We start from the raw sequence: 19,057 nt of genomic DNA on the forward strand, positions 1-19,057 counted from the left end.
CTGTCCGGACGCGCCGGCACCTCCCCGGTCCCAGGGCGGCGGAAGGATTCCGCGGGCCGAACGGTACCGGGGCGCCCCTCCGGACGCGGCGGGACGGCGGCGGCGCCGGGACGGCCCGTCGGTGCCGTGGGGGTGGCGCCGCGGTCGGTGGCGGGCTCGGGCTGTGATGCCGGGGGGACCGGGCGGCGCAGGCCTACGGTCGTCTCCGAGGACGTCTCGGACGGCGCACCGGAACGCGTCGGCTGCGGCATGGGCCAGTGACTCGGGCGCGCCGGCCCACCGCCCGGAGCACCGGCTCCCGCCTCCGCCCCCGACCCTGCCCCGCTGCCGGGGTGTTCGCGACGCGGGTCACGACCGGCACCCTGCGTCGGGTGACCGGTGGCCGACGGAGCGTCCGGGAACCGGGCCGAGGCGGACGGCGGGGCCTCGGAGAAACGGGCCGAGCCCGCCGGCGGGGCCTCCGGAAGGCGGGCCGAGCCCGAGGGCGCGGCGTCCGGAAGGCGTGCCGAGCCCGCCGGCGGGGTGTCCGGAAAGCGGGCCGAGGCCGATGGTGGGGGCGGAGTCGCCGGGTCGCCGAGTCGGGAGGGGGCGGGCCGGAAGCTCGGAAAGCGCGACCCCGCCTGCGGGGAAGCCGACGCGGAAGGGTCCGTACCGGTCGTCGCGCCGCCACCGCCCGTGTTCGCGGCCCCGGGGCGCTCCGGTACCTCCGGCGACGGGGCGTTCGGCGGGGCCGACGGGAGGGGGGTTGGTGTCGGGCCGGAGGGAAGTTCGGGGGACGTGGTGTCGCTCACCGGGGTGTCGGAGGAGCCCGCGGGTGGGGGTGTGGTGGGGCGCGGGGGGATGGGGGCGCGACGCGCTTCCGTGCTCATGCACCCCCCCGTTTCCTCGTACCCGGGCCGTCGTTCCCGTGCGCGGGCCGCCGTCCCGCTCGCGCCCCGGGGTACCCGGTACGGATCGGTTCGCCTCGGGCACGCATACCCGCACGGACGGATCGTCATCCCGGCCCGGACCTGCGACCGGCGTCGTTCCTCCGTGCGTGCGCGTCACTCTACGGCTTGTTCAGGGGCGAACGGGAACCAGTCCGCGAGGCCGGGGCATCTGCCCGGAACGTCCCCCTACCCTGCGGTAATCCTGTCTGGCAGGCTTCGTTCATGACTGCGCGCGCCGCCGACAGGGCCCGATACGACCGGGCCACCGCCCATCTCGACGCCCCCCTCGCGATCGTGGACCTGGACGCCTTCGACGCCAACGCGGAGGATCTCGTCCGCCGGGCCGGCGGCAAACCGATCCGGGTCGCCAGCAAGTCCGTCCGCTGCCGGGCCCTGCTCGAACGCGTCCTCGCGAAGGACGGTTTCGCGGGCATCATGTCCTTCACCCTCGCCGAGTCGCTCTGGCTGGCCCGCTCCGGTTTCGACGACGTCCTGCTCGCCTACCCCTCCGCCGACCGCACCGCCTTCGCCGAACTGACCGGCGACCCGAAGCTCGCCGCGGCCGTGACCGTGATGGTCGACGACCCCGCGCAGCTCGACCTGATCGACGCCGCGCGCTCCGGCGGCGGCGAAGTCGTGCGCGTCTGCCTGGAGTTGGACACCGCGCTGAAGCTGTTCGGCGGCCGGGTGCGGGTGGGGGCCCTGCGCTCGCCCCTGCACACCGCCGAGCAGGTCGCCGAACTGGCGCGCACGGTGGCCCGGCGGCCGGGGTTCAAGGTCGTGGGGATCATGGCGTACGAGGGTCATATCGCCGGGGTCGGGGACTCGCTCGCCGGACGGCCGCTGCGCTCCCGCGCCATCCGCCTGATGCAGGCGACCGCCCGCCGGGAGCTGGCCGAGCGGCGCGCCGAGGTCGTGCGGGCGGTCCGGGCCGTCGTGCCCGACCTGGAGTACGTCAACGGCGGCGGCACCGGCAGCGTGCAGTACACCGCCGCCGAGGACGCGGTCACCGAGATCGCGGCCGGCTCGGGGTTGTACATACCGAGGCTGTTCGACAACTACACGTCCTTCAGCGGGCGTCCGGCCGCCCTCTTCGCCCAGCCGGTGGTGCGCAGGCCGGGCGTCGGGATCGTGACCGTCCTGGGCGGCGGCTACCCCGCCTCGGGCGCCGCCGGGCCCGACCGGGTTCCGGTGCCGTACCTGCCCGAGGGGCTGCGCTACGACCCCCAGGAGGGCGCCGGAGAGGTACAGACCCCGCTGCTCGGCTCCCCCGCCGACGATCTGCTCGTCGGTGACAAGGTGTGGTTCCGGCACGCCAAGGCCGGTGAGCTGTGCGAGCGTTTCGACGTACTGCATCTGATCGAGGGGGACGCGGTGACGGCGACGGCCCCGACGTATCGCGGTGAGGGCCACACCTTCCTCTAGGGCGTGGACGCCGGGGCCGTGCTCCGCCGTCGCGCTACATCGGGGTGACGTACGCGCCCGAGATGCCGCCGTCCACCAGGAAGTCGCTGGCGTTCACGAACGAGGAGTCGTCGCTGGCCAGGAAGGCGACGGCGGCGGCGATCTCCTCGGCCTCGGCGAACCGCCCGACCGGGATGTGGACCAGGCGGCGGGCGGCCCGCTCCGGGTCCTTGGCGAACAGCTCCCGCAGGAGCGGGGTGTTGACCGGCCCGGGGCACAGGGCGTTGACCCGGATGCCCTCGCGGGCGAACTGCACGCCCAGTTCACGGGACATGGCGAGGACGCCGCCCTTGGAGGCCGTGTAGGAGATCTGGGACGTGGCGGCGCCCATCCGGGCCACGAAGGACGCGGTGTTGATGATGGAGCCCTTGCCCTGGCGGCGCATGTAGGGGATGGCGGCCTTGCAACACAGGTAGACGGAGGTGAGGTTGACCTCCTGGACGCGCTTCCAGGCCTCCAGGCCCGTCTCCAGGATGGAGTCGTCGTCGGGCGGGGAGATACCCGCGTTGTTGAAGGCGATGTCGACGCTGCCGTAGGTGTCGTAGGCGGTCTTGAACAGGGCTTCGACCTGCTCGGGGTCGGTGACGTCGACCTTCACGAAGATTCCGCCGACCTCCTCGGCGGCGGCCTTCCCACGGGCGTCGTCGACGTCACCGCAGACGACGTGGGCGCCCTCGGAGGCGAGCCGGCGCGCGGTGGCGAGGCCGATGCCGCTGCCGGCTCCGGTGATGACGGCGGTACGGCCGACCAGGCGGCGGCAGACGATGTCAGGGGTCTGAGCGGTCACTGTGCGGGGCCCTCCGTGCTGATGAAGACGTTCTTGGTTTCGGTGAAGGCGGCGAGGGCGTCGGGGCCGAGCTCGCGGCCGATGCCGGACTGCTTGAAGCCGCCGAAGGGGGTCCAGTAGCGGACGCTGGAGTGGGAGTTGACCGACAGGTTGCCTGCCCGGACGGCCCCCGAGACGCGCAGGGCGCGGCCGACGTCCCGGGTCCAGATGGAGCCGGAGAGGCCGTAGTCGGTGGCGTTGGCCAGGGCCACGGCCTCCGCCTCGTCCTCGAAGGGCAGGACGACGGCGACCGGCCCGAAGACCTCCTCGACGGCCACGCGCGCGCGGGGGTCGACGCCGGTGAGGACGGTGGGCGGGAACCAGAAGCCGGGGCCTTCGGGGGCCTTGCCGCGGATGCCGGGGGCGGCCGTGTCGACGTACGAACGCACTCGCCGCAACTGGACGTCGGAGATCAGCGGGCCCATCTGGGTCCGCTCGTCCGCCGGGTCGCCGACGAGGACGGACTCGATCGCCGGGGCGAGCAGTTCGAGGAAGCGGTCGTGGACCGAGCGCTGGACGAGGATGCGGGTGCGGGCGCAGCAGTCCTGGCCGGAGTTGTCGAGGAAGGCCATGGGAGCCGCCGCGGCGGCGGCCTCGATGTCCGCGTCGGCGAAGACGATGTTCGGGCTCTTGCCGCCGAGTTCGAGGGTGACGCGCTTGAGCAGGGCCGAGCCCTTCGCCAGCACCTGGCGGCCCACGGTCGTCGACCCGGTGAAGACGATCTTCGCGACGCCGGGGTGCTCGACGAGCGCGTCGCCCGCGACCGGCCCGTGACCGGGGAGCACCTGGAGGAGGTGCTCCGGCAGTCCCGCGTCCAGGGCGAGTTCGGCGAGGCGCAGGGCCGTCAGCGGTGTCGTCTCGGCGGGCTTGAGGATCACCGCGTTGCCCGCCGCGAGCGCCGGAGCCGTGCCCCAGGCCGCGATGGGCAGGGGGAAGTTCCAGGGGGCGATCACGCCCACCACGCCGAGCGGTTCGAGGATCGTCACGTCGAGGCCGCCGGCCACCGGGATCTGGCGCCCCGTCAGCCGCTCCACTCCCCCGGCGGCGTAGTCGAGCAGGTCCCGGACGTTGCCCGCCTCCCAGCGGGCGTTGCCGACGGTGTGGCCGGCCTCCCGGACCTCCAACTGCGCGAGTTCCTCGACGTGTTCGTCGACGACGGTGGCGAACCGGCGCAGCAGCCGGGCGCGGTCGCCCGGCGCGAGGGCCGCCCAGCGGACCTGTGCCCGGGCGGCGCGTGCGACGGCCGCGTCCACGTCGGCCGCGCCGGCGGCCGGCACGGTCGCGACGACCTCCTCGGTGGCGGGGTTCAGTACCTGGAGCTCGGACTCGTAGGACCGCCCGTACGACTTCTCGTAGGACTCTCCGGACGGCTCTGCGTACGACTGCTCGTGTTCGTGCTCGCGCGACAAGAAGGGCCTCACATGCGTTCGAAGGAGCGGCGCAGCTCCCAGTCGGTGACCGCGGCGTCGAAGGCCTCCAGCTCGACGCGGGCCATGTTGCGGTAGTGCGCGACGACCTCGTCGCCGAAGGCGGCCCGGGCGATCGGGCTGTTCGCCCAGAGGTCGGCGGCCTCGCGCAGCGTGGTGGGAACGTGGTCGAACCCTGCGGTGTAGGCGTTGCCCGCGCACGCCTCGGGCAGCTCCAGTTTCTGCTCGATGCCGTACAGCCCGGCCGCGACCAGGGCGGCCACGGCGAGGTGCGGGTTGACGTCACCGCCGGGGAGCCGGTTCTCGAACCGCATCGAACGGCCGTGGCCGACCACGCGCAGCGCGCAGGTGCGGTTGTCGTTGCCCCAGGCGACGGCGGTCGGCGCGAAGGAGCCCGGCTGGAAACGCTTGTAGGAGTTGATGTTGGGGGCGTAGAGCAGCGCGAAGTCGCGCAGCGCGGCGAGTTGCCCGGCGAGGAAGAACCGCATGACGGCGGACATCCCGTCGGGGTCCTCGGCGGTGCCCGCCATGGCGTTCGTGCCGTCCACGTCGGCGAGCGAGAGGTGGATGTGGCAGGAGTTGCCCTCACGCTCGTTGTACTTGGCCATGAAGGTGAGCGAGACGCCCTCCTGGGCGGCGATCTCCTTGGCGCCGGTCTTGTAGACGGCGTGCTGGTCGCAGGTGACGAGGGCCTCGTCGTAGCGGAAGGCGATCTCGTGCTGGCCGGGGTTGCACTCGCCCTTGGCGGACTCCACGGTGAGACCGGCGCCGGCCATCTCGTTGCGGATGCGGCGCAGGAGGGGCTCGATACGGCCGGTGCCGAGCACCGAGTAGTCGATGTTGTACTGGTTGACCGGGGTCAGCGCCCGGTAGTTGGCGTCCCAGGCCTGCTCGTAGGTGTCCTTGAAGACGATGAACTCCAGCTCGGTACCGACCTGGGCGGTGAACCCGTGTTCGGCGAGCCGTTCCAGCTGGTGGCGCAGGACCTGCCGGGGCGCGGCGACCACCGGGGATCCGTCGTTCCAGGCGAGGTCGGCGATCACCAGGGCGGTACCGGCGTTCCAGGGCACGCGGCGCAGGGTGGACAGGTCCGGGTGCATGGCGAAGTCGCCGTAGCCACGCTCCCAGGACGACATGGCGTACCCGTCGACCGTGTTCATCTCGGCGTCGACGGCGAGGAGGTAGTTGCACCCTTCGGTGCCGTGCTCCAGCACCTCGTCGAGGAAGAACCGGGCGGCGAACCGCTTGCCCTGGAGACGCCCTTGCATGTCGGGGAAGGCCAGGACGACAGTGTCGATCTCACCGCTCGCGACGAGGTCGCGCAGTTCCTCGACGCTCAGCGGGGGCGTGCGGTCTGCCACGGGAGGGCCTCCTTCGCCTTCTTGGGATCAGGAGTCATAAGGTATTGCCGAGAACCATTGCTTGGGAAGGGGATGCGGCCGGATGTCGCAGGACACGGAGCCGGGGAGGCCGGCCGCCGCCGGGCCGGACGACCGGCTCGGACCGGTGCTGCGGCCGGTGCGGGCGGGCAACGGTTTCGAGGAGGCCCTGGAGCAGATCCTCCAGGTCGTGCGGCTGGGCCTGGTGCCCGGCGGCGAGCGGCTGCCGGCCGAGCGGGAGCTGGCGGAACGCCTCGGGATCAGCCGGGTGACCCTGCGCGAGGTGCTGAAGGTGCTCCAGGACCAGGGGCTGGTGGAGTCGCGTCGGGGGCGGTACGGCGGAACGTTCGTGCTGGCGCGCGCGGACGCCGTCGGCGAGGACGAGCTGCGGCGCCGGATCGCCGAGGTCGACATCGAGGACCTGCTGCGCTTCCGCGAGGTGCTGGAGGTGGGCGCGGCCGGGCTGTGCGCGGCGCACGGGCTGACCGACGAGCGGGCGGCCCGGCTGCGCGAGGCGCTGGCCCGCACGCATGACGCGCCGCTCGCGGACTACCGCCGGCGGGACACGCTGCTGCACCTCACGCTGGCCGAGCTGTGCGGTTCCCCGTCGCTGACCGCGCAGTACGCGGGCGTACGGGCCTCGGTGAACGAACTGCTGGACTGCATACCGCTGCTCGTGCGCAATCTGGAGCACTCGCAGCGTCAGCACACCGCGCTGGTCGAGGCGGTGCTGGACGGGGACGCGGACGGGGCGCGGGAGATGATGCGGGAGCACTGCGCGGGCACGGCGGCACTGCTGCGGGGTTTCCTGGCTTGAGGAGCGGCACGGCTGCGGGAGCTGTCGGGGCGAGGGCCGGTGCCGCACGCGGGGCTCTTCGGGTGGACCCCTGGCGTTGCGCGGGTTCCTGACGTGGGGCCGCCCGGGGCGGATCGTCGCGCGGCGGTCCGCATCCTCTTGCCTCGCACGGGTGACCTCGGCAAAGGTATGGGGGCAATCCATTGCACGGTGTGGGAGGGCGCATGGCGCGCAGGCCGCTGATCGGCGTCAGTACGTATCTGGAGTCCGGTACCCGCTGGGGTGTCTGGCAGCTGGAGGCGGCGCTGCTGCCCGCCGGGTACCCGCGGCTCGTACAGCGGGCCGGCGGCCTCGCCGCGATGCTGCCGCCGGACGAGCCGGAGCGGGCGGCGGCGACCGTGGCCCGACTCGACGGGCTGGTGATCGCGGGCGGCCCGGACGTCGAACCCGTCCGCTACGGCGCCGAGCCCGGCCCCCGCACCGGGCCGCCCGCCCGTGCCCGGGACGCCTGGGAGCTCGCCCTGATCGAGGCGGCGCTCGCCGCGCGCGTCCCGCTGCTGGGCATCTGCCGGGGCATGCAACTGCTGAACGTCGCCCTCGGCGGCACCCTCGTCCAGCATGTCGACGGGCACGCGGACGTGGTCGGCGTCTTCGGCCGGCACCCGGTCAAGCCGGTCCCCGACACGTTGTACGCCGGTGTCGTACCCGAGGAGACGGCCGTACCGACTTTCCACCACCAGGCCGTCGACCGCCTCGGCACGGACCTGGTCGTGTCGGCGTACGCGGCGGACGGGACGGTCGAGGCGGTCGAGCTGCCGGCCGCGGCGGGGTGGGTGCTGGGCGTGCAGTGGCACCCGGAGATGGGCGAGGACCTGCGGGTGATGCGGGCCCTGGTCACAGCCGCGACCTGAGCCATGCCACGGCGGCCTCCCCCTGCGCCCGCTGGAAGGCGCGGAGGGTGGGCAGACCGGGCGGCGGGGGCAGCAGCGCGTGTTCGAGGAAGAACCCGGCGAGACCGGCCAGGGCGGCGGTGACCGCGCCGGGGTCCGCGTCCCGGCCCGCCGGACACCCGGCGAACACCTCCTGGGGATCCGGGCCGCCCTGGGCGCGCACGCACGGCAGCATCACCAGCAGGTCGAACCAGGGCGCGGCACGCACCGCGTGCGGCCAGTCGACGAACACGACCCCGCCGTCGGCCGTCAGCAACATGTTGTCGGCACGAAGGTCGGCGTGGGCGAGGGTGTCGCCGGAGACCGACTCGGGCCATGGGGCGGCGAGTTCGGCCAGATCGGCGAGATGCTCGGCGCTCCAGTCGTCGAGACGTCCGCGTACGTCGCCCGACGCGCCGTCGCTCAGCCGCCGCCAGCCGTCGAAGGCGCCGGCGAGCTGCTCGGCGGCGGACGGGGCCGCGAAGGGCGCCGGGGTGAGGGTGCGGCCGAGCTCCGCCACCGCGTCGAGCACGCGCCGCAGTTCGGCCGGCCGCCACGGGACGTGCGGCTGGCGTCCCGCCACCTCCTCGAATACCAGCGCGACCCAGGTGCCGTCGTCGTACGTGCCCAGGAGGCGCGGGGCCGGAACGGCGTGCGGGAGCGCGGCGGCGTTGCGGGCCTCCGCGCGGTGCAGCGCCGGGCTGTGGGGGTTGCTCCGCGCGCTGACCGCCTTGACGAAGGCGCGACGGCCGTCGGCGGTACGCAGGCGGGCGGCCACGCCCGGGGAGAAGCCTCCGGGTTGGGTGCGGGCGTCGACGACGGGCCCGCCGAGCAGGTGCGCGACGGCGTCCCGCACCACGGCGGGGAGGGCCTCCCAGGGGGTCCGGACGCCGGTGGCGGGCGGGGCGGTGGCGGTGGGGCCGGTGGAGGGCGGGGGCATGCGGACCATGGTGGCGGGGGTCGGGGCGGCCGGGCCAAGGGTTTTCGCGCCCGCCGCGCTGCCGCTCCCGTCCGCTCTCGTCAACTCCCGTCCGCCCCCGTCCGCCCCCGTCCGCTCCCGTCCGCTCCCGATGCCGGAGACCCCGGGCCCCGCTTCTCGCACGCCGGCGGGGCTGGACGTTCCGGCTAGCCCCGTGTCAGCGACAGCAGCTCTCTCGCCGGGCCCACCGGACGGTGGCCCGTCGGCCAGACCGCTCGTAGGTCGCGGCGCAGCGCGACGCCCTCCACGGGAATGCTGACCAGCCGGCGCATCGCCAGCTCCTCCCCCACCGCCAGTTCGCTCAGCACCGCGGGTCCCGCGCCGCTGACCGCGGCCGCCTTCACCGCCGTCGTCGACGACAGCTCGATCAGCGGGCGGGCCAGGCCGCCCAGCGCCACGTCCAGCACCTGCCGGGTCCCCGAACCCTTCTCCCGCAGGATCAGCGGCGTCGCGGCCAGCTCCTCGGCCGCCAGGGCGCGCCGGCGGCGGGCCCAGGGGTGGCCGGGAGACGTCACCACGATCAGCCGGTCGTGGGCGATGACCGCGGAGTCCAGACCGACCGGGACGTCCAGGCCCTCCACGAAGCCCAGGTCCGCCTCGCCGGACAGCAGCCGTTCCGCCACCGCCGTCGAGTTCCCGGCCAGGAGCGACACGGCGGTGTCGGGACGCTGGGCGCGCAGCGCGAGCAGCCAGCCCGGCAGCAGGTACTCGGCGATCGTCATGCTCGCCGCCACCCGCAGCCGGGAGTCACGGCGGTCGCGCAGGGCCTGCGCTCCCGCGTCGAAGGCCTCCGCCGCCTCGACGACCCGTCGCGCCCAGTCCGTCACCAGCGCACCGGCGTCCGTGAGCCGGGAGCCGCGCGGTGAGCGGTCCACCAGCGCCAGCCCCAGCTGGCGTTCCATCGAGCGGATCCGGCTGCTGGCGGCGGGCTGGGTGATGCCGAGTTCGCGCGCCGCCCCGCCGAGGCTGCCCAGCCGCGCCACCGCGAGCAGCAGCTCCAGCGCCCCGAGGTCCGGGACCCGGTGCGCGATCGAACCGCCGCCCGTCTCCCGTGCCCCACCCTGCCCACGCGTCTCGCTCATAAGCCCACCTTATGCCCCCATAGAGACATCGTCCCTGGTCGCGGGCGCCCGCGCACGCGAAGGTGGGGGCATGGTCACCGCAGCCCATCCCCGCCTCCACCCGGCAATCCGCCATCTCGGCCCGAACTGGTACGCCTCCGTCATGGGCACCGCCATCCTCGCCACGGCGGGAGCGGGACTGCCCCTGCGCGTTCCCGGCCAGCGCACCGCGTGCGCCGCCGTCTGGGCCCTCTCCCTCGCCCTGCTGGTGACCTTGCTGATCGCCCGCGCCCTGCACTGGACCCACCACCGCGACCAGGCCCGCGCCCACCTCCTCGACCCGGCGACGGCCCCGTTCTACGGCTGCCTGGCCATGGCGCTGCTGGCCGTCGGCGGCGGCACCGTCACCGTCGGCCGGGACTGGATCGGGACGGGGGCGGCTCTCGCGCTCGACGCCGTCCTGTTCACCGCCGGGACGGTGATCGGACTGGCGGCCGCCGTCGCCATCCCGTACCTCATGGCCGTACACCACCGCATCGAGCCGGGGCAGGCGACGCCCGTCTGGCTGCTGCCGGTCGTCGCGCCCATGGTGTCCGCGGCGGTCGGCCCGCTCCTCGTGCCACATCTGCCGGCCGGGCAGCCCCGCGAGACGCTGCTCCTGGCGTGTTTCGCGCTGTTCGGGCTCAGTCTGCTGGCGACGCTGCTCATGCTGCCGCTGATCTTCGGCCGGCTGCTCACCGACGGGCCGCTGCCCCTCGCCCTCACCCCGACCCTGTTCCTGGTGCTGGGCCCGCTCGGCCAGTCCACGACCGCCGTGGGGAACATCGCGGACGCCGCGGCGGGCGTGGTGCCGGCCCCGTACGAGCAGGGCTTCGCCACCCTCACCGTGCTCTACGGCGTCCCCGTCATCGGCTTCGCACTGCTCTGGCTCTGTCTCGCCACCGCCCACGTCGTACGGGCCAGGCGGCACGGGATGGGCTTCACCATGACCTGGTGGGCGTTCACCTTCCCGGTCGGGACCTGTGTCACCGGCGCCGAGGCACTCGCCCGGCACACCGGGCTGGTCGCCTTCGACGGGCTCGCGGTCGGGTTGTACGCCGTGCTCCTGGGCGCCTGGATCACCGCCGCCGCGCACACCGTGCGCGGTCTGGTCAGCGGTGAGCTGCTCGCAGCGCCGCGTCCAGCACCCGTGGCGCCTCGGCCAGCGACGGTCCGTACCACGTCAGGTGCCGTCCGCTGACGAGCGCGCAGGGCAGGCCGGGGAAGGCTTCGGGGCCGTCGTCGGGGGTGAAGCGGTACGGCTCGTCCGGGAGCACGACGACATCCGGTCGCGCCGCGCGCAGCTCCGCCAGGGGAATGCGCGGGTAGCGCTCCGCATGGGTCGCGTACACGTGGTCGACGCCCAGGCGGGCCAGCACGTCACCGGCGAAGGTGTCGCGGCCCAGGACCATCCAGGGGCGCCGCCAGATCGGCACGACGGCGGTCCCGCGGTCGCGGGGCCCGGGCGGCGCCGCCCACGCCTCCTGCGCCTCGTCGAGCCATCGCGGTCGCTCGCGCGTCCCGCAGGCCCGCAGTACGCGGTCCAGTTCGTGGAAGGCCTGCGGCACGTCCCGTACCTCGGTCACCAGGACCTCGACGCCGGCCGTGCGCAGCGCCGCCAGGTCCGGGGCGCGGTTCTCCTCCTCGTTGGCGACCACCAGGTCGGGCGCGAGCGCGAGGATCTCCTCGACCTTCGGGTTCTTCGTGCCGCCGACGCGTGCCACGTCCAGCCCGGCCGGGTGGCTGCACCAGTCCGTGGCACCGACCAGGGCGCCTGGGAGGGACACGGCCACCGCCTCCGTCAGCGACGGCACCAGCGAGACGACCCGCACGCTACCTCTGCCTCTGCCTCGGCCTCTGCCGGTCCTGGACCGCCTCGACGTGCTCCGCCACCGCGACCACGACCACCCGGGTGTCCGGGACGGTCGCCCGCCACCGGTGCCGCACCCCGCCGGTCAGGTACAGCGTGTCGCCGCGGCCGAGGCGGTAGGCGCGGCCCTCCGCCTCGATCTCCACGGCGCCGTCGGCGACGTACATCAACTGGTCGTTGCGGTACTGGAACTCACGGCCCGCCTCGTGGTCGCCGGTGAATTCCGAGGCGTGCATCTGGTGGTGACCGCGCACCAGGGAACGGGCCCGGGGCGCGGCGTCCGGCTCGGTGTCCTCGGCGCGCACGACGTCGACGCTGCACGCCGGGTCGGCGGCGGCGAGGAGTTCGACGGCGGTGGTGCGCAGGGCGTCGGCGACCTTCTCCAGGGAGCTTCTGCTGGGGCGCGCCCGGTCGTTCTCGACCTGGCTCAGGAAGGGGACCGACAGGCCGCTGCGCTCGGCCACGACGGCAAGGGTGAGCTCCAGCGAGCGACGGCGCCGCCGCACGGCCGCGCCCACCCGCAGGTGCTGCTCCTTGTGGTCGCCCATCGCTCCCGCTCCCTCCTTCGCTCGTCGCTCGGCCGCTCGTGCGTCCTGATCGGCACGCACTCCTTCTGATGAGTTCTCTGCACCCTACGCATGTTCGGCAAACCGTTTCAGGCCGCCGTCATATCGACGACACACTGCGTCGGGTCGGACCTCACAGATCTCGCCAGTGGATCAGCCTGATCGGTGACGGGCGCGGTCGTGGGGTTGACGAAGGTCCCGTTGCGGCCGAGGGGTACGGACCGTCCGCAGGTCGGCGCGTGCGGACACGGGCCCGTGAGTGTACATCCGACCACGGTCGAAGTCCTCCTGCCCGGACTGACCACCGATCAGGATGAGCACGTCACCGTTCACTTGAACGCGTGAGCCGCTGTCGATGTTCCCGACCGCTTTTGAGGCCCGAACCGCCTGGTCAAAGCGGGGGCGGAGACGGCGGGCAGGACGCCCGGGCTCGGGCGGTGGCGTAGCGCTGTGTGGTTGTCCGGATCTCTATCGTAGGGGCGGACATGGGTGCGGGTGGGGCGCACACAGCGCGCGGGCCGGGCGCGCGCTTCGGCTGCCCTCGGACACGACCCGAGGGGCGGGCCTCGGACACGACCCGAGCGGCGGGCCTCGGACACGACCCGAGGGGCGGGCCTCCCCGGGCGCTGTCAGGACGCGCGGGGAGGCCCACCCCTCGGGTGGCGGTGGCGCAGCGACTACTGCTGCGGCGTCATGCGGTCGACGATGTCCGGATGCTCCTTCAGCCAGGCCTCGACCGCCTCCTCCTCATGGCCTTGGCCGCGGTCCTTGATCTCGCCCTCCAGGCTGCCGAGTTCGTCCTCGCTCATAGTGAAGTTCTTGATCCACTTAGTGAGCTGCGGGTACTGCCCCGGGAACTCGTCGCTGGAGATGGTGCGGATGGTGTTGCCCTCGCCGAAGAGCTTCTTGCCGTCCGTCAGCTTGGTGAGGTCGTACTCGCTGTAGGCCCAGTGCGGCGACCACAGGACGACCGCGACGGGCTCCTTCTTCGCGTAGGCGCGCTTCAGCTCGGCGAGCATCGCCGGCGTGGAGCCGTCGACGACCTTGTACTCCTTGTCCAGGCCGTAGCCGGGCAGGACCTTGGTCTTGAGCAGGTTCATCTCGCCGGTGCCCGGCTCGATGCCGATGATCTTCCCGTCGAAGGTGTCGGCCTTGCCCTTGAGGTCCTCCAGCGACTTGACGTCCTTGACGTAGGACGGCACGGCGATCTCCAGCGAGGTCGGCCGGTACCAGGTGCCCAGGTCCCTGAGTCTGTCCTTGTTCCGGTCCCAGTAGTTCTTCTGGGCGTAGGGCAGCCAGGCGTCGAAGTTGAGGTCGAGGTCGCCGGAGGCGAGGCCGGTGTAGACCGGGCCGACGTCCATCTGCTTGAGGTCGAGCCGGTAGCCGCGCCGCTCCAGGACGTTCTTCCAGAGGTAGGTGACGGCGACGTCCTCGTCCCACGGGAACCAGGCGACGTCCAGGGCGCGTCGGGCCTCCGCCGGGGTGGCGCCGGAGCCGCCCGGCACGGGCGCCAGCTTGTCGACGACCCCCGGGTTCTCCTTCAGCCAGGCGCGCACGGCGTCCTGCTGCCTGCCCTTGCCCGCCTTGTTGATCTCGGCCTCGAGGCTGGTGAGCTGCTTCTCCGTCAGCTCGAAGTTCTTCAGCCACTTGCCGACGACCGGGTTGTCCTTCGCGAAGCCCTTGCGGGCCAGCGTGTGCACGCCGTCGCCCGAGCCCCAGGCGCCCTTGGGGTCCTTCAGCTTCTTCAGGTCGTAGTCGTTGTACGCCCAGTGCGGCGACCAGAGCGTGACGACGACCGGTTCCTTCTTGCTGTAGGCGCGCTTGAGTTCGGCGAGCATCGCGGGCGTGGAGCTGTCGACGACCTTGTACTCCTTGTCCAGGCCGTACTCCTTGAGGACCTTGCTCTTGAGCAGGGCCGTCTCGCCGGCGCTGGACTCGATGCCGGTGATCTTCCCCCCGAACTCCGACGCCTTGCCCTTGAGGTCGTCGAGGGAGTCGACGCCCTTCATGTACGAGGGGACGCTCAGCTCCAGGGACGTCTTGTCGTACCAGGCGCCGAGGTCGTCGAGCCGGTCGCCGTACTTCTTCCAGTACTGCGCGTGGGTGGTGGGCAGCCAGGAGTCCGTCTCGAAGTCGACGCTGCCCTGGGCGAGGGAGGTGTAGAGCGGCCCGGCGTCGTACTGCTTGGCGTCCACCTGGAAGCCGCGCTGTTCCAGGATCTCCTTCCACAGGAAGGTGGAGGCGACGCCCTCGTCCCAGGGGATGTAGCCGATGCTGACCTTCTTGCCCTGGCCGACGTCCTTGCCGTCGGCGACGGGCGCGGAACCCCCGTCGCCGCCGAAGATCCCCATGCCGCCCGCCACGAGGGCGAGGATCACGACACCGATCACGGCGACCTGCGGGCGGGGCCGGTAGGACCGGATGTTCAGGCCCTGGGCGGCCCGCGCCTTCGCGGCGGCACGGCGGCCGAGCGGGGAGACCTGGGTGCCGAGGGCGCTGGTCATCCGGTCGAGGTAGATCGCGAGGATCACGATCGCGACGCCGGCTTCGGAGCCGAGGCCGACGTTGAGCTGGCCGATGGCCTCGTTGACGTCGCCGCCGAGGCCGCCGGTGCCGACCATGCCGGCGATCGCCGCCATGGACAGGCCCAGCATGATGACCTGGTTGACGCCCGCCATCACCGTGGGCAGCGCCAGCGGCAGCTGCACGCGCAGCAGGGTGTTGCGCGGGGTGGTGCCGAACGCGTCGGCGGCCTCGACCAGTTCCTTGTCGACCTGCCGGATGCCCAGCTCGGTCATCCGCACGCCCGGGGCGAGCGCGAAGATCAGGGTGGCCACGATGCCGGCGGAGGCGCCGGTGCCGAAGAACAGGATCGCCGGGATGAGGTAGATCATCGCGGGCAGCGTCTGCATGAAGTCCAGGACCGGCCGGACGAGTCCGCTGACCCGGTCGGAGCGGGCCGCCCAGATACCCACCGGCACCGAGATCACCAGCGCGATGATCGTGGCGACGAGGACCAGCGACAGGGTGACCATCGCGTCGTCCCACAGTTCGAGGGAGTCGATGAACGCGAAGCCCACGAAGGTGAGGACGCCCGCCAGGGTGCCGCGCAGCCAGAAGGCCAGCACGGCGAAGATGCCGGCGAGCAGCAGCGGCTGCGGGGCCTGGAGGACGGCGGCGATGCCGTCGTAGGTGCCGGTGAAGACGGTCTTGAGGAAGTCGAAGAGCCACGACACATGGCCGAGCAGCCAGTCGACCACGTCGTTGACCCAGTCGCCGAGCGGGATCCTAGGCACGCGCCACCACCTTCTCGCCGCCCTTGTCGCGCGGGGAGTCGCAGGGGCCGGGGGCGGCGGCCGACTCGTCGCCGAGGAAACCGACGAGACGCTGCCGTGGGACGACCCCGACGAGGGCGTGGTCCGCGTCGAGCACCGCCACCGGGTGCGGCACGCGCGCGCTGATCGCGCACAGGTCGGTGAACGGCGTGTCGGGCCTGGCGGTCTCGCAGTCGCAGTCGGCCTCGTCGCCGTGCACGGCGCGGTCCATGACGGCGTCGGCGGTCAGCACCCTGGAACGGTCGACGTCCTGGGTGAAGGAGGCGACGTAGTCGTTGGCGGGGCGCACGAGGATGTCCTGCGCGGTGCCGATCTGCACGATCCGGCCGTCGCGCATCACCGCGATGCGGTCGCCCAGGCGCATGGCCTCGTTGAGGTCGTGGGTGATGAAGACGATCGTCTTCTTCAGGGTCTTCTGGAGTTCCAGCAGCTGGTCCTGCATGTCGCGCCGGATCAGCGGGTCGAGGGCACTGAAGGACTCGTCCATCAGCAGCAGTTCGGCGTCCGTGGCGAGCGCGCGGGCGAGGCCGACGCGCTGCTGCATGCCGCCCGACAGTTCGTCGGGCCAGGACTTCTCCCAGCCGGCCAGGCCACACAGGGCGAGCGCCTCGTCGGCGCGGCGAGCGCGCTCGGCGCGGGGCACGCCCTGCACTTCCAGACCGTAGGCGGCGTTGTCGCGGACGCTGCGGTGCGGGAAGAGCGCGAAGTGCTGGAAGACCATGCTGATCTTCTTCGAGCGGATCTCGCGCAGTCCGCGGGCGCCGAGTTCGGTCAGATCCTGGCCGCCGAAGCGGACCCGACCCGCCGTGGGCTCCAGCAGGCCGTTGAGCATGCGCAGCAGCGTGGACTTCCCGGACCCGGACAGGCCCATCACGACGAAGATCTCGCCCGGTTCCACGGTGAAGGAGGCGTCGATCACGGCGGCCGTGGTGCCGTCGGCGCGCAGCTCCTCCCGGTCGGCTCCCTTACGCAGTCGTTCGACCGCCTGGTCCGGTCGTCTGCCGAACACCTTGTAGAGGTGTTCGGCCTCAAGCCTGGCTGACACGCAGACCTCTTGCTCTCGGGGACAGTGGACGGAACGGCCACCGACCGCAAACGTTGAATCTGCAACCGGCGTCGCTCAGAAGCCGCGCCTGCCCCCGCGCTTCCGGGCCAAACGCTTCAGTGGTCCAGTTCACAGCACATTCACATCCGCCACGCACACGCGAAGTCGGCTGTCGCGTGCGCTGTGTCATCCGTCATGCGCACGACGCCCTCGGCCACGCGCGCGACATCGTCGCCCACGCGCGCGACGTCGTCGGCCTCAGGCACGGCATCCCAGGTCACACACACGACACTCTCGGCCCCACGTACGCGGCGTCACCGGCCGCCACGTGGCCCGACGTGTCGTCGCCCTGTCGGGTGGTTGTCGTTGTCGTACGGCATGATGCGAGCGTGACCGGACGACTGATGCTGCTCGACACCGCCTCCCTGTACTTCCGCGCCTACTTCGGCGTGCCGGACTCCGTGAAGGCGCCGGACGGCACACCGGTGAACGCGGTGCGCGGGCTGCTGGAGTTCATCGACCGGCTGGTCAAGGACCATCACCCGGACCACCTGGTGGCCTGCATGGACGCGGACTGGCGGCCACAGTGGCGGGTCGACCTGATCCCGTCGTACAAGGCGCACCGCGTCGCGCAGGAGCGCGAGGTGGGTCCGGACGAGGAGGAGGTGCCGGACACCCTCTCGCCGCAGGTGCCGGTCATCGAGCAGGTCCTGGACGCGCTGGGCATCGCGCGCGTGGGCGTCGAGGGGTACGAGGCGGACGACGTGATCGGCACGTTCACCGCGCGGGCGAAGGGCCCGGTCGACATCGTCACCGGCGACCGTGACCTCTACCAGCTGGTCGACGACGCCCTCGGGGTGCGCGTGCTGTACCCGCTCAAGGGCGTCGGCACGCTCCAGTTGACCGACGAGGCGGTGCTGCGCGAGAAGTACGGCGTCGACGGGCGGGGGTACGCGGATCTGGCGCTGCTGCGCGGCGACCCGAGCGACGGCCTGCCGGGGGTCCCCGGCATCGGCGAGAAGACGGCGGCCAAACTGCTGGCCGAGTTCGGCGACCTGGCCGGGATCATGGCGGCGGTGGACGATCCGAAGGCGAAGCTGACGCCGTCGCAGCGCAAGCGGCTCGACGAGTCGCGCCCGTACCTCGCGGTGGCGCCGAGGGTCGTCCGGGTCGCGGTCGACGTCCCGCTGCCGGACGTCGACACCACGCTGCCGCGCCACCCCGGCGACGGGGTGACACTGGAGGAGCTGGCGACACGCTGGGGACTCGGCGGGTCGCTCCAGCGACTGCTCACCACCCTGGGCGCGCCCGGCGCGTGATCATCGTTCTCGCCCGAGGACGACATTCCCGTGGACGGAAAGTCACGCTCTGTACGAGAGGTTCACGAACCTCTCATCAGGGGGGAGTTAACCGGGAGAAGAAATGCTAACTTAGGTAAGCCTAAGCTAGAACGACTGGGAGGCCGTCATGGCAGAACGTCCGGCACGGAAGCCGCGGAAGCCTCATTCCGCGCAGGTCGTCCGCACCGAACGGCTCACCCCGCACATGCAACGCGTGGTGCTCGGCGGTGAGGGCCTGGCCGACTTCTCGGCGGGAGCCTGCACCGACCATTACGTGAAGCTGCTGTTCCCGGCCGAGGGCGCGACCTACCCCGAGCCCTTCGACATGGAGAGAATCCGGGCCGAGTTCCCGCGCGAGCAGTGGCCGGTGACCCGGACCTACACCGTGCGCGCCTGGGACCCCGAGCACCGCGAACTGACCCTCGACTTCGTGATCCACGGCGACGAGGGCCTCGCCGGGCCGTGGGCGACCCGCGTCCAGCCGGGCGAGACCGTCCGGTTCATGGGTCCTGGTGGCGCCTACGCTCCCGACAGGGACGCGGACTGGCACCTGCTGGCCGGTGACGAGAGCGCGCTGCCGGCGATCGCGGCCGCGCTGGAGGGCATGCCCGACGGCGCCGTGGCCCACGCCTTCGTGGAGATCGCCGGGCCGGAGGAGGAGCAGAAGGTCGACTCCGACGTGGAGGTCGTCTGGCTGCACCGCGGCGAACGGCCCATCGGCGAGACGCTGGTCGAAGCGGTCCGAGGCCTGGACTGCCCCGAGGGCCGGGTGCACGCGTTCGTGCACGGCGAGGCCGGCCTGGTGAAGGAGCTGCGCCAACTGCTGCGTGTGGAGCGGCAGATCCCGCGCGAGGACCTGTCGATCTCCGGCTACTGGCGGCTGGGCCACAACGAGGACGGCTGGCAGGCCTCCAAGCGCGAGTGGAACGCACGCGTGGAGGCCGAGCAGGAGGGCTCCGCACCCGCCGCGTGAGCGAGGAAGTGACGAAGCGGCGGCACCCTAGGGGGGGCGCCCGCTAGTCAATCCCCGGCCCAGTGAAGTACCGTCCGAGGCCCCCCAAGTCCCCGCCCT

At 72.6% G+C, this 19,057-nt stretch carries 15 protein-coding genes and 1 pseudogene; 6 read left to right on the forward strand and 10 right to left on the reverse strand.

Annotation, left to right across the window (positions count from 1 at the left end):
• Positions 1 to 1,151: 1,151 nt before the first annotated feature.
• Positions 1,152 to 2,354 (forward strand): amino acid deaminase/aldolase, encoded by a 1,203-nt coding sequence (locus ACFV0T_RS37840; RefSeq protein WP_385789415.1) that lies wholly within the window; start codon positions 1,152 to 1,154, stop codon positions 2,352 to 2,354.
• A 34-nt stretch (positions 2,355 to 2,388) separates the two neighbouring features.
• Here ACFV0T_RS37840 and ACFV0T_RS37845 read toward each other — a convergent pair whose 3' ends face one another.
• The 3 genes from ACFV0T_RS37845 to ACFV0T_RS37855 are packed head-to-tail and all read right to left on the reverse strand — an operon-like array spanning position 2,389 to position 6,007.
• Positions 2,389 to 3,180, reverse strand: coding sequence for a 3-oxoacyl-ACP reductase (locus ACFV0T_RS37845; RefSeq protein ID WP_385789417.1), 792 nt, complete (start codon positions 3,178 to 3,180; stop codon positions 2,389 to 2,391).
• Positions 3,177 to 4,628: an aldehyde dehydrogenase family protein gene (locus tag ACFV0T_RS37850; RefSeq protein ID WP_385789419.1), complete on the reverse strand. Its 1,452-nt coding sequence runs from the start codon at positions 4,626 to 4,628 to the stop codon at positions 3,177 to 3,179. The genes ACFV0T_RS37845 and ACFV0T_RS37850 overlap by 4 nt, the downstream gene beginning before the upstream one ends.
• Positions 4,629 to 4,636: 8 nt before the next feature.
• A complete protein-coding gene (locus tag ACFV0T_RS37855) occupies positions 4,637 to 6,007 on the reverse strand; it encodes a glutamine synthetase family protein (protein WP_385789421.1) in 1,371 nt (456 codons plus the stop codon).
• A gap of 82 nt (positions 6,008 to 6,089) precedes the next feature.
• Here ACFV0T_RS37855 and ACFV0T_RS37860 point away from each other — a divergent pair, with 82 nt between their 5' ends.
• On the forward strand, positions 6,090 to 6,842 hold the full coding sequence (locus ACFV0T_RS37860; protein WP_385789423.1) for a FadR/GntR family transcriptional regulator: 753 nt from the start codon (positions 6,090 to 6,092) through the stop codon (positions 6,840 to 6,842).
• A gap of 203 nt (positions 6,843 to 7,045) precedes the next feature.
• The gene (locus ACFV0T_RS37865) at positions 7,046 to 7,732 is read left to right on the forward strand and encodes a gamma-glutamyl-gamma-aminobutyrate hydrolase family protein (protein WP_385789425.1); all 687 of its coding nucleotides are present in this window, start codon (positions 7,046 to 7,048) and stop codon (positions 7,730 to 7,732) included.
• Here ACFV0T_RS37865 and ACFV0T_RS37870 read toward each other — a convergent pair.
• On the reverse strand, positions 7,716 to 8,690 hold the full coding sequence (locus ACFV0T_RS37870; RefSeq protein WP_385789427.1) for an aminoglycoside phosphotransferase family protein: 975 nt from the start codon (positions 8,688 to 8,690) through the stop codon (positions 7,716 to 7,718). The two genes, ACFV0T_RS37865 and ACFV0T_RS37870, sit on opposite strands and share 17 nt — an antisense overlap.
• Before the next feature lie 185 nt (positions 8,691 to 8,875).
• A complete protein-coding gene (locus ACFV0T_RS37875; RefSeq protein ID WP_385789429.1) occupies positions 8,876 to 9,811 on the reverse strand; it encodes a LysR family transcriptional regulator in 936 nt (311 codons plus the stop codon).
• Between the two features lie 70 nt (positions 9,812 to 9,881).
• Between ACFV0T_RS37875 and ACFV0T_RS37880 the strand changes: the two genes are divergently transcribed.
• The gene (locus ACFV0T_RS37880; protein ID WP_385789430.1) at positions 9,882 to 11,030 is read left to right on the forward strand and encodes a TDT family transporter; all 1,149 of its coding nucleotides are present in this window, start codon (positions 9,882 to 9,884) and stop codon (positions 11,028 to 11,030) included.
• On the opposite strand, the gene ACFV0T_RS37885 is transcribed toward ACFV0T_RS37880, so the two are convergent.
• The 5 genes from ACFV0T_RS37885 to ACFV0T_RS37905 form a co-directional block, all read right to left on the reverse strand.
• Positions 10,942 to 11,661: a helical backbone metal receptor gene (locus tag ACFV0T_RS37885; protein ID WP_385789432.1), complete on the reverse strand. Its 720-nt coding sequence runs from the start codon at positions 11,659 to 11,661 to the stop codon at positions 10,942 to 10,944. The genes ACFV0T_RS37880 and ACFV0T_RS37885 overlap by 89 nt on opposite strands.
• 1 nt (position 11,662) lies before the next feature.
• Positions 11,663 to 12,247 carry a helix-turn-helix domain-containing protein gene (locus tag ACFV0T_RS37890; RefSeq protein ID WP_385789434.1) on the reverse strand — a complete coding sequence of 195 codons (585 nt, stop codon included), beginning with the start codon at positions 12,245 to 12,247 and terminating at the stop codon, positions 11,663 to 11,665.
• A gap of 695 nt (positions 12,248 to 12,942) precedes the next feature.
• A complete protein-coding gene (locus ACFV0T_RS37895; RefSeq protein WP_385789436.1) occupies positions 12,943 to 15,561 on the reverse strand; it encodes an ABC transporter permease/substrate binding protein in 2,619 nt (872 codons plus the stop codon).
• Positions 15,554 to 16,645 (reverse strand): glycine betaine/L-proline ABC transporter ATP-binding protein, encoded by a 1,092-nt coding sequence (locus ACFV0T_RS37900; protein WP_385789437.1) that lies wholly within the window; start codon positions 16,643 to 16,645, stop codon positions 15,554 to 15,556. Before ACFV0T_RS37900 ends, ACFV0T_RS37895 begins: the two co-directional genes overlap by 8 nt.
• Before the next feature lie 140 nt (positions 16,646 to 16,785).
• Positions 16,786 to 16,926 carry a hypothetical protein gene (locus ACFV0T_RS37905; RefSeq protein ID WP_385789439.1) on the reverse strand — a complete coding sequence of 47 codons (141 nt, stop codon included), beginning with the start codon at positions 16,924 to 16,926 and terminating at the stop codon, positions 16,786 to 16,788.
• Between the two features lie 97 nt (positions 16,927 to 17,023).
• Between ACFV0T_RS37905 and ACFV0T_RS37910 the strand changes: the two are divergent.
• Together ACFV0T_RS37910 and ACFV0T_RS37915 are read left to right on the forward strand one after the other, a co-directional pair.
• Positions 17,024 to 17,964, forward strand: a pseudogene (locus tag ACFV0T_RS37910) (5'-3' exonuclease H3TH domain-containing protein).
• Positions 17,965 to 18,112: 148 nt separating this feature from the next.
• Positions 18,113 to 18,958: a siderophore-interacting protein gene (locus ACFV0T_RS37915; protein ID WP_385789441.1), complete on the forward strand. Its 846-nt coding sequence runs from the start codon at positions 18,113 to 18,115 to the stop codon at positions 18,956 to 18,958.
• Positions 18,959 to 19,057: the final 99 nt, after the last annotated feature.

It is taken from the genome of Streptomyces sp. NPDC059582 (assembly GCF_042735715.1).
In the GTDB taxonomy this organism is placed as follows: domain Bacteria; phylum Actinomycetota; class Actinomycetes; order Streptomycetales; family Streptomycetaceae; genus Streptomyces.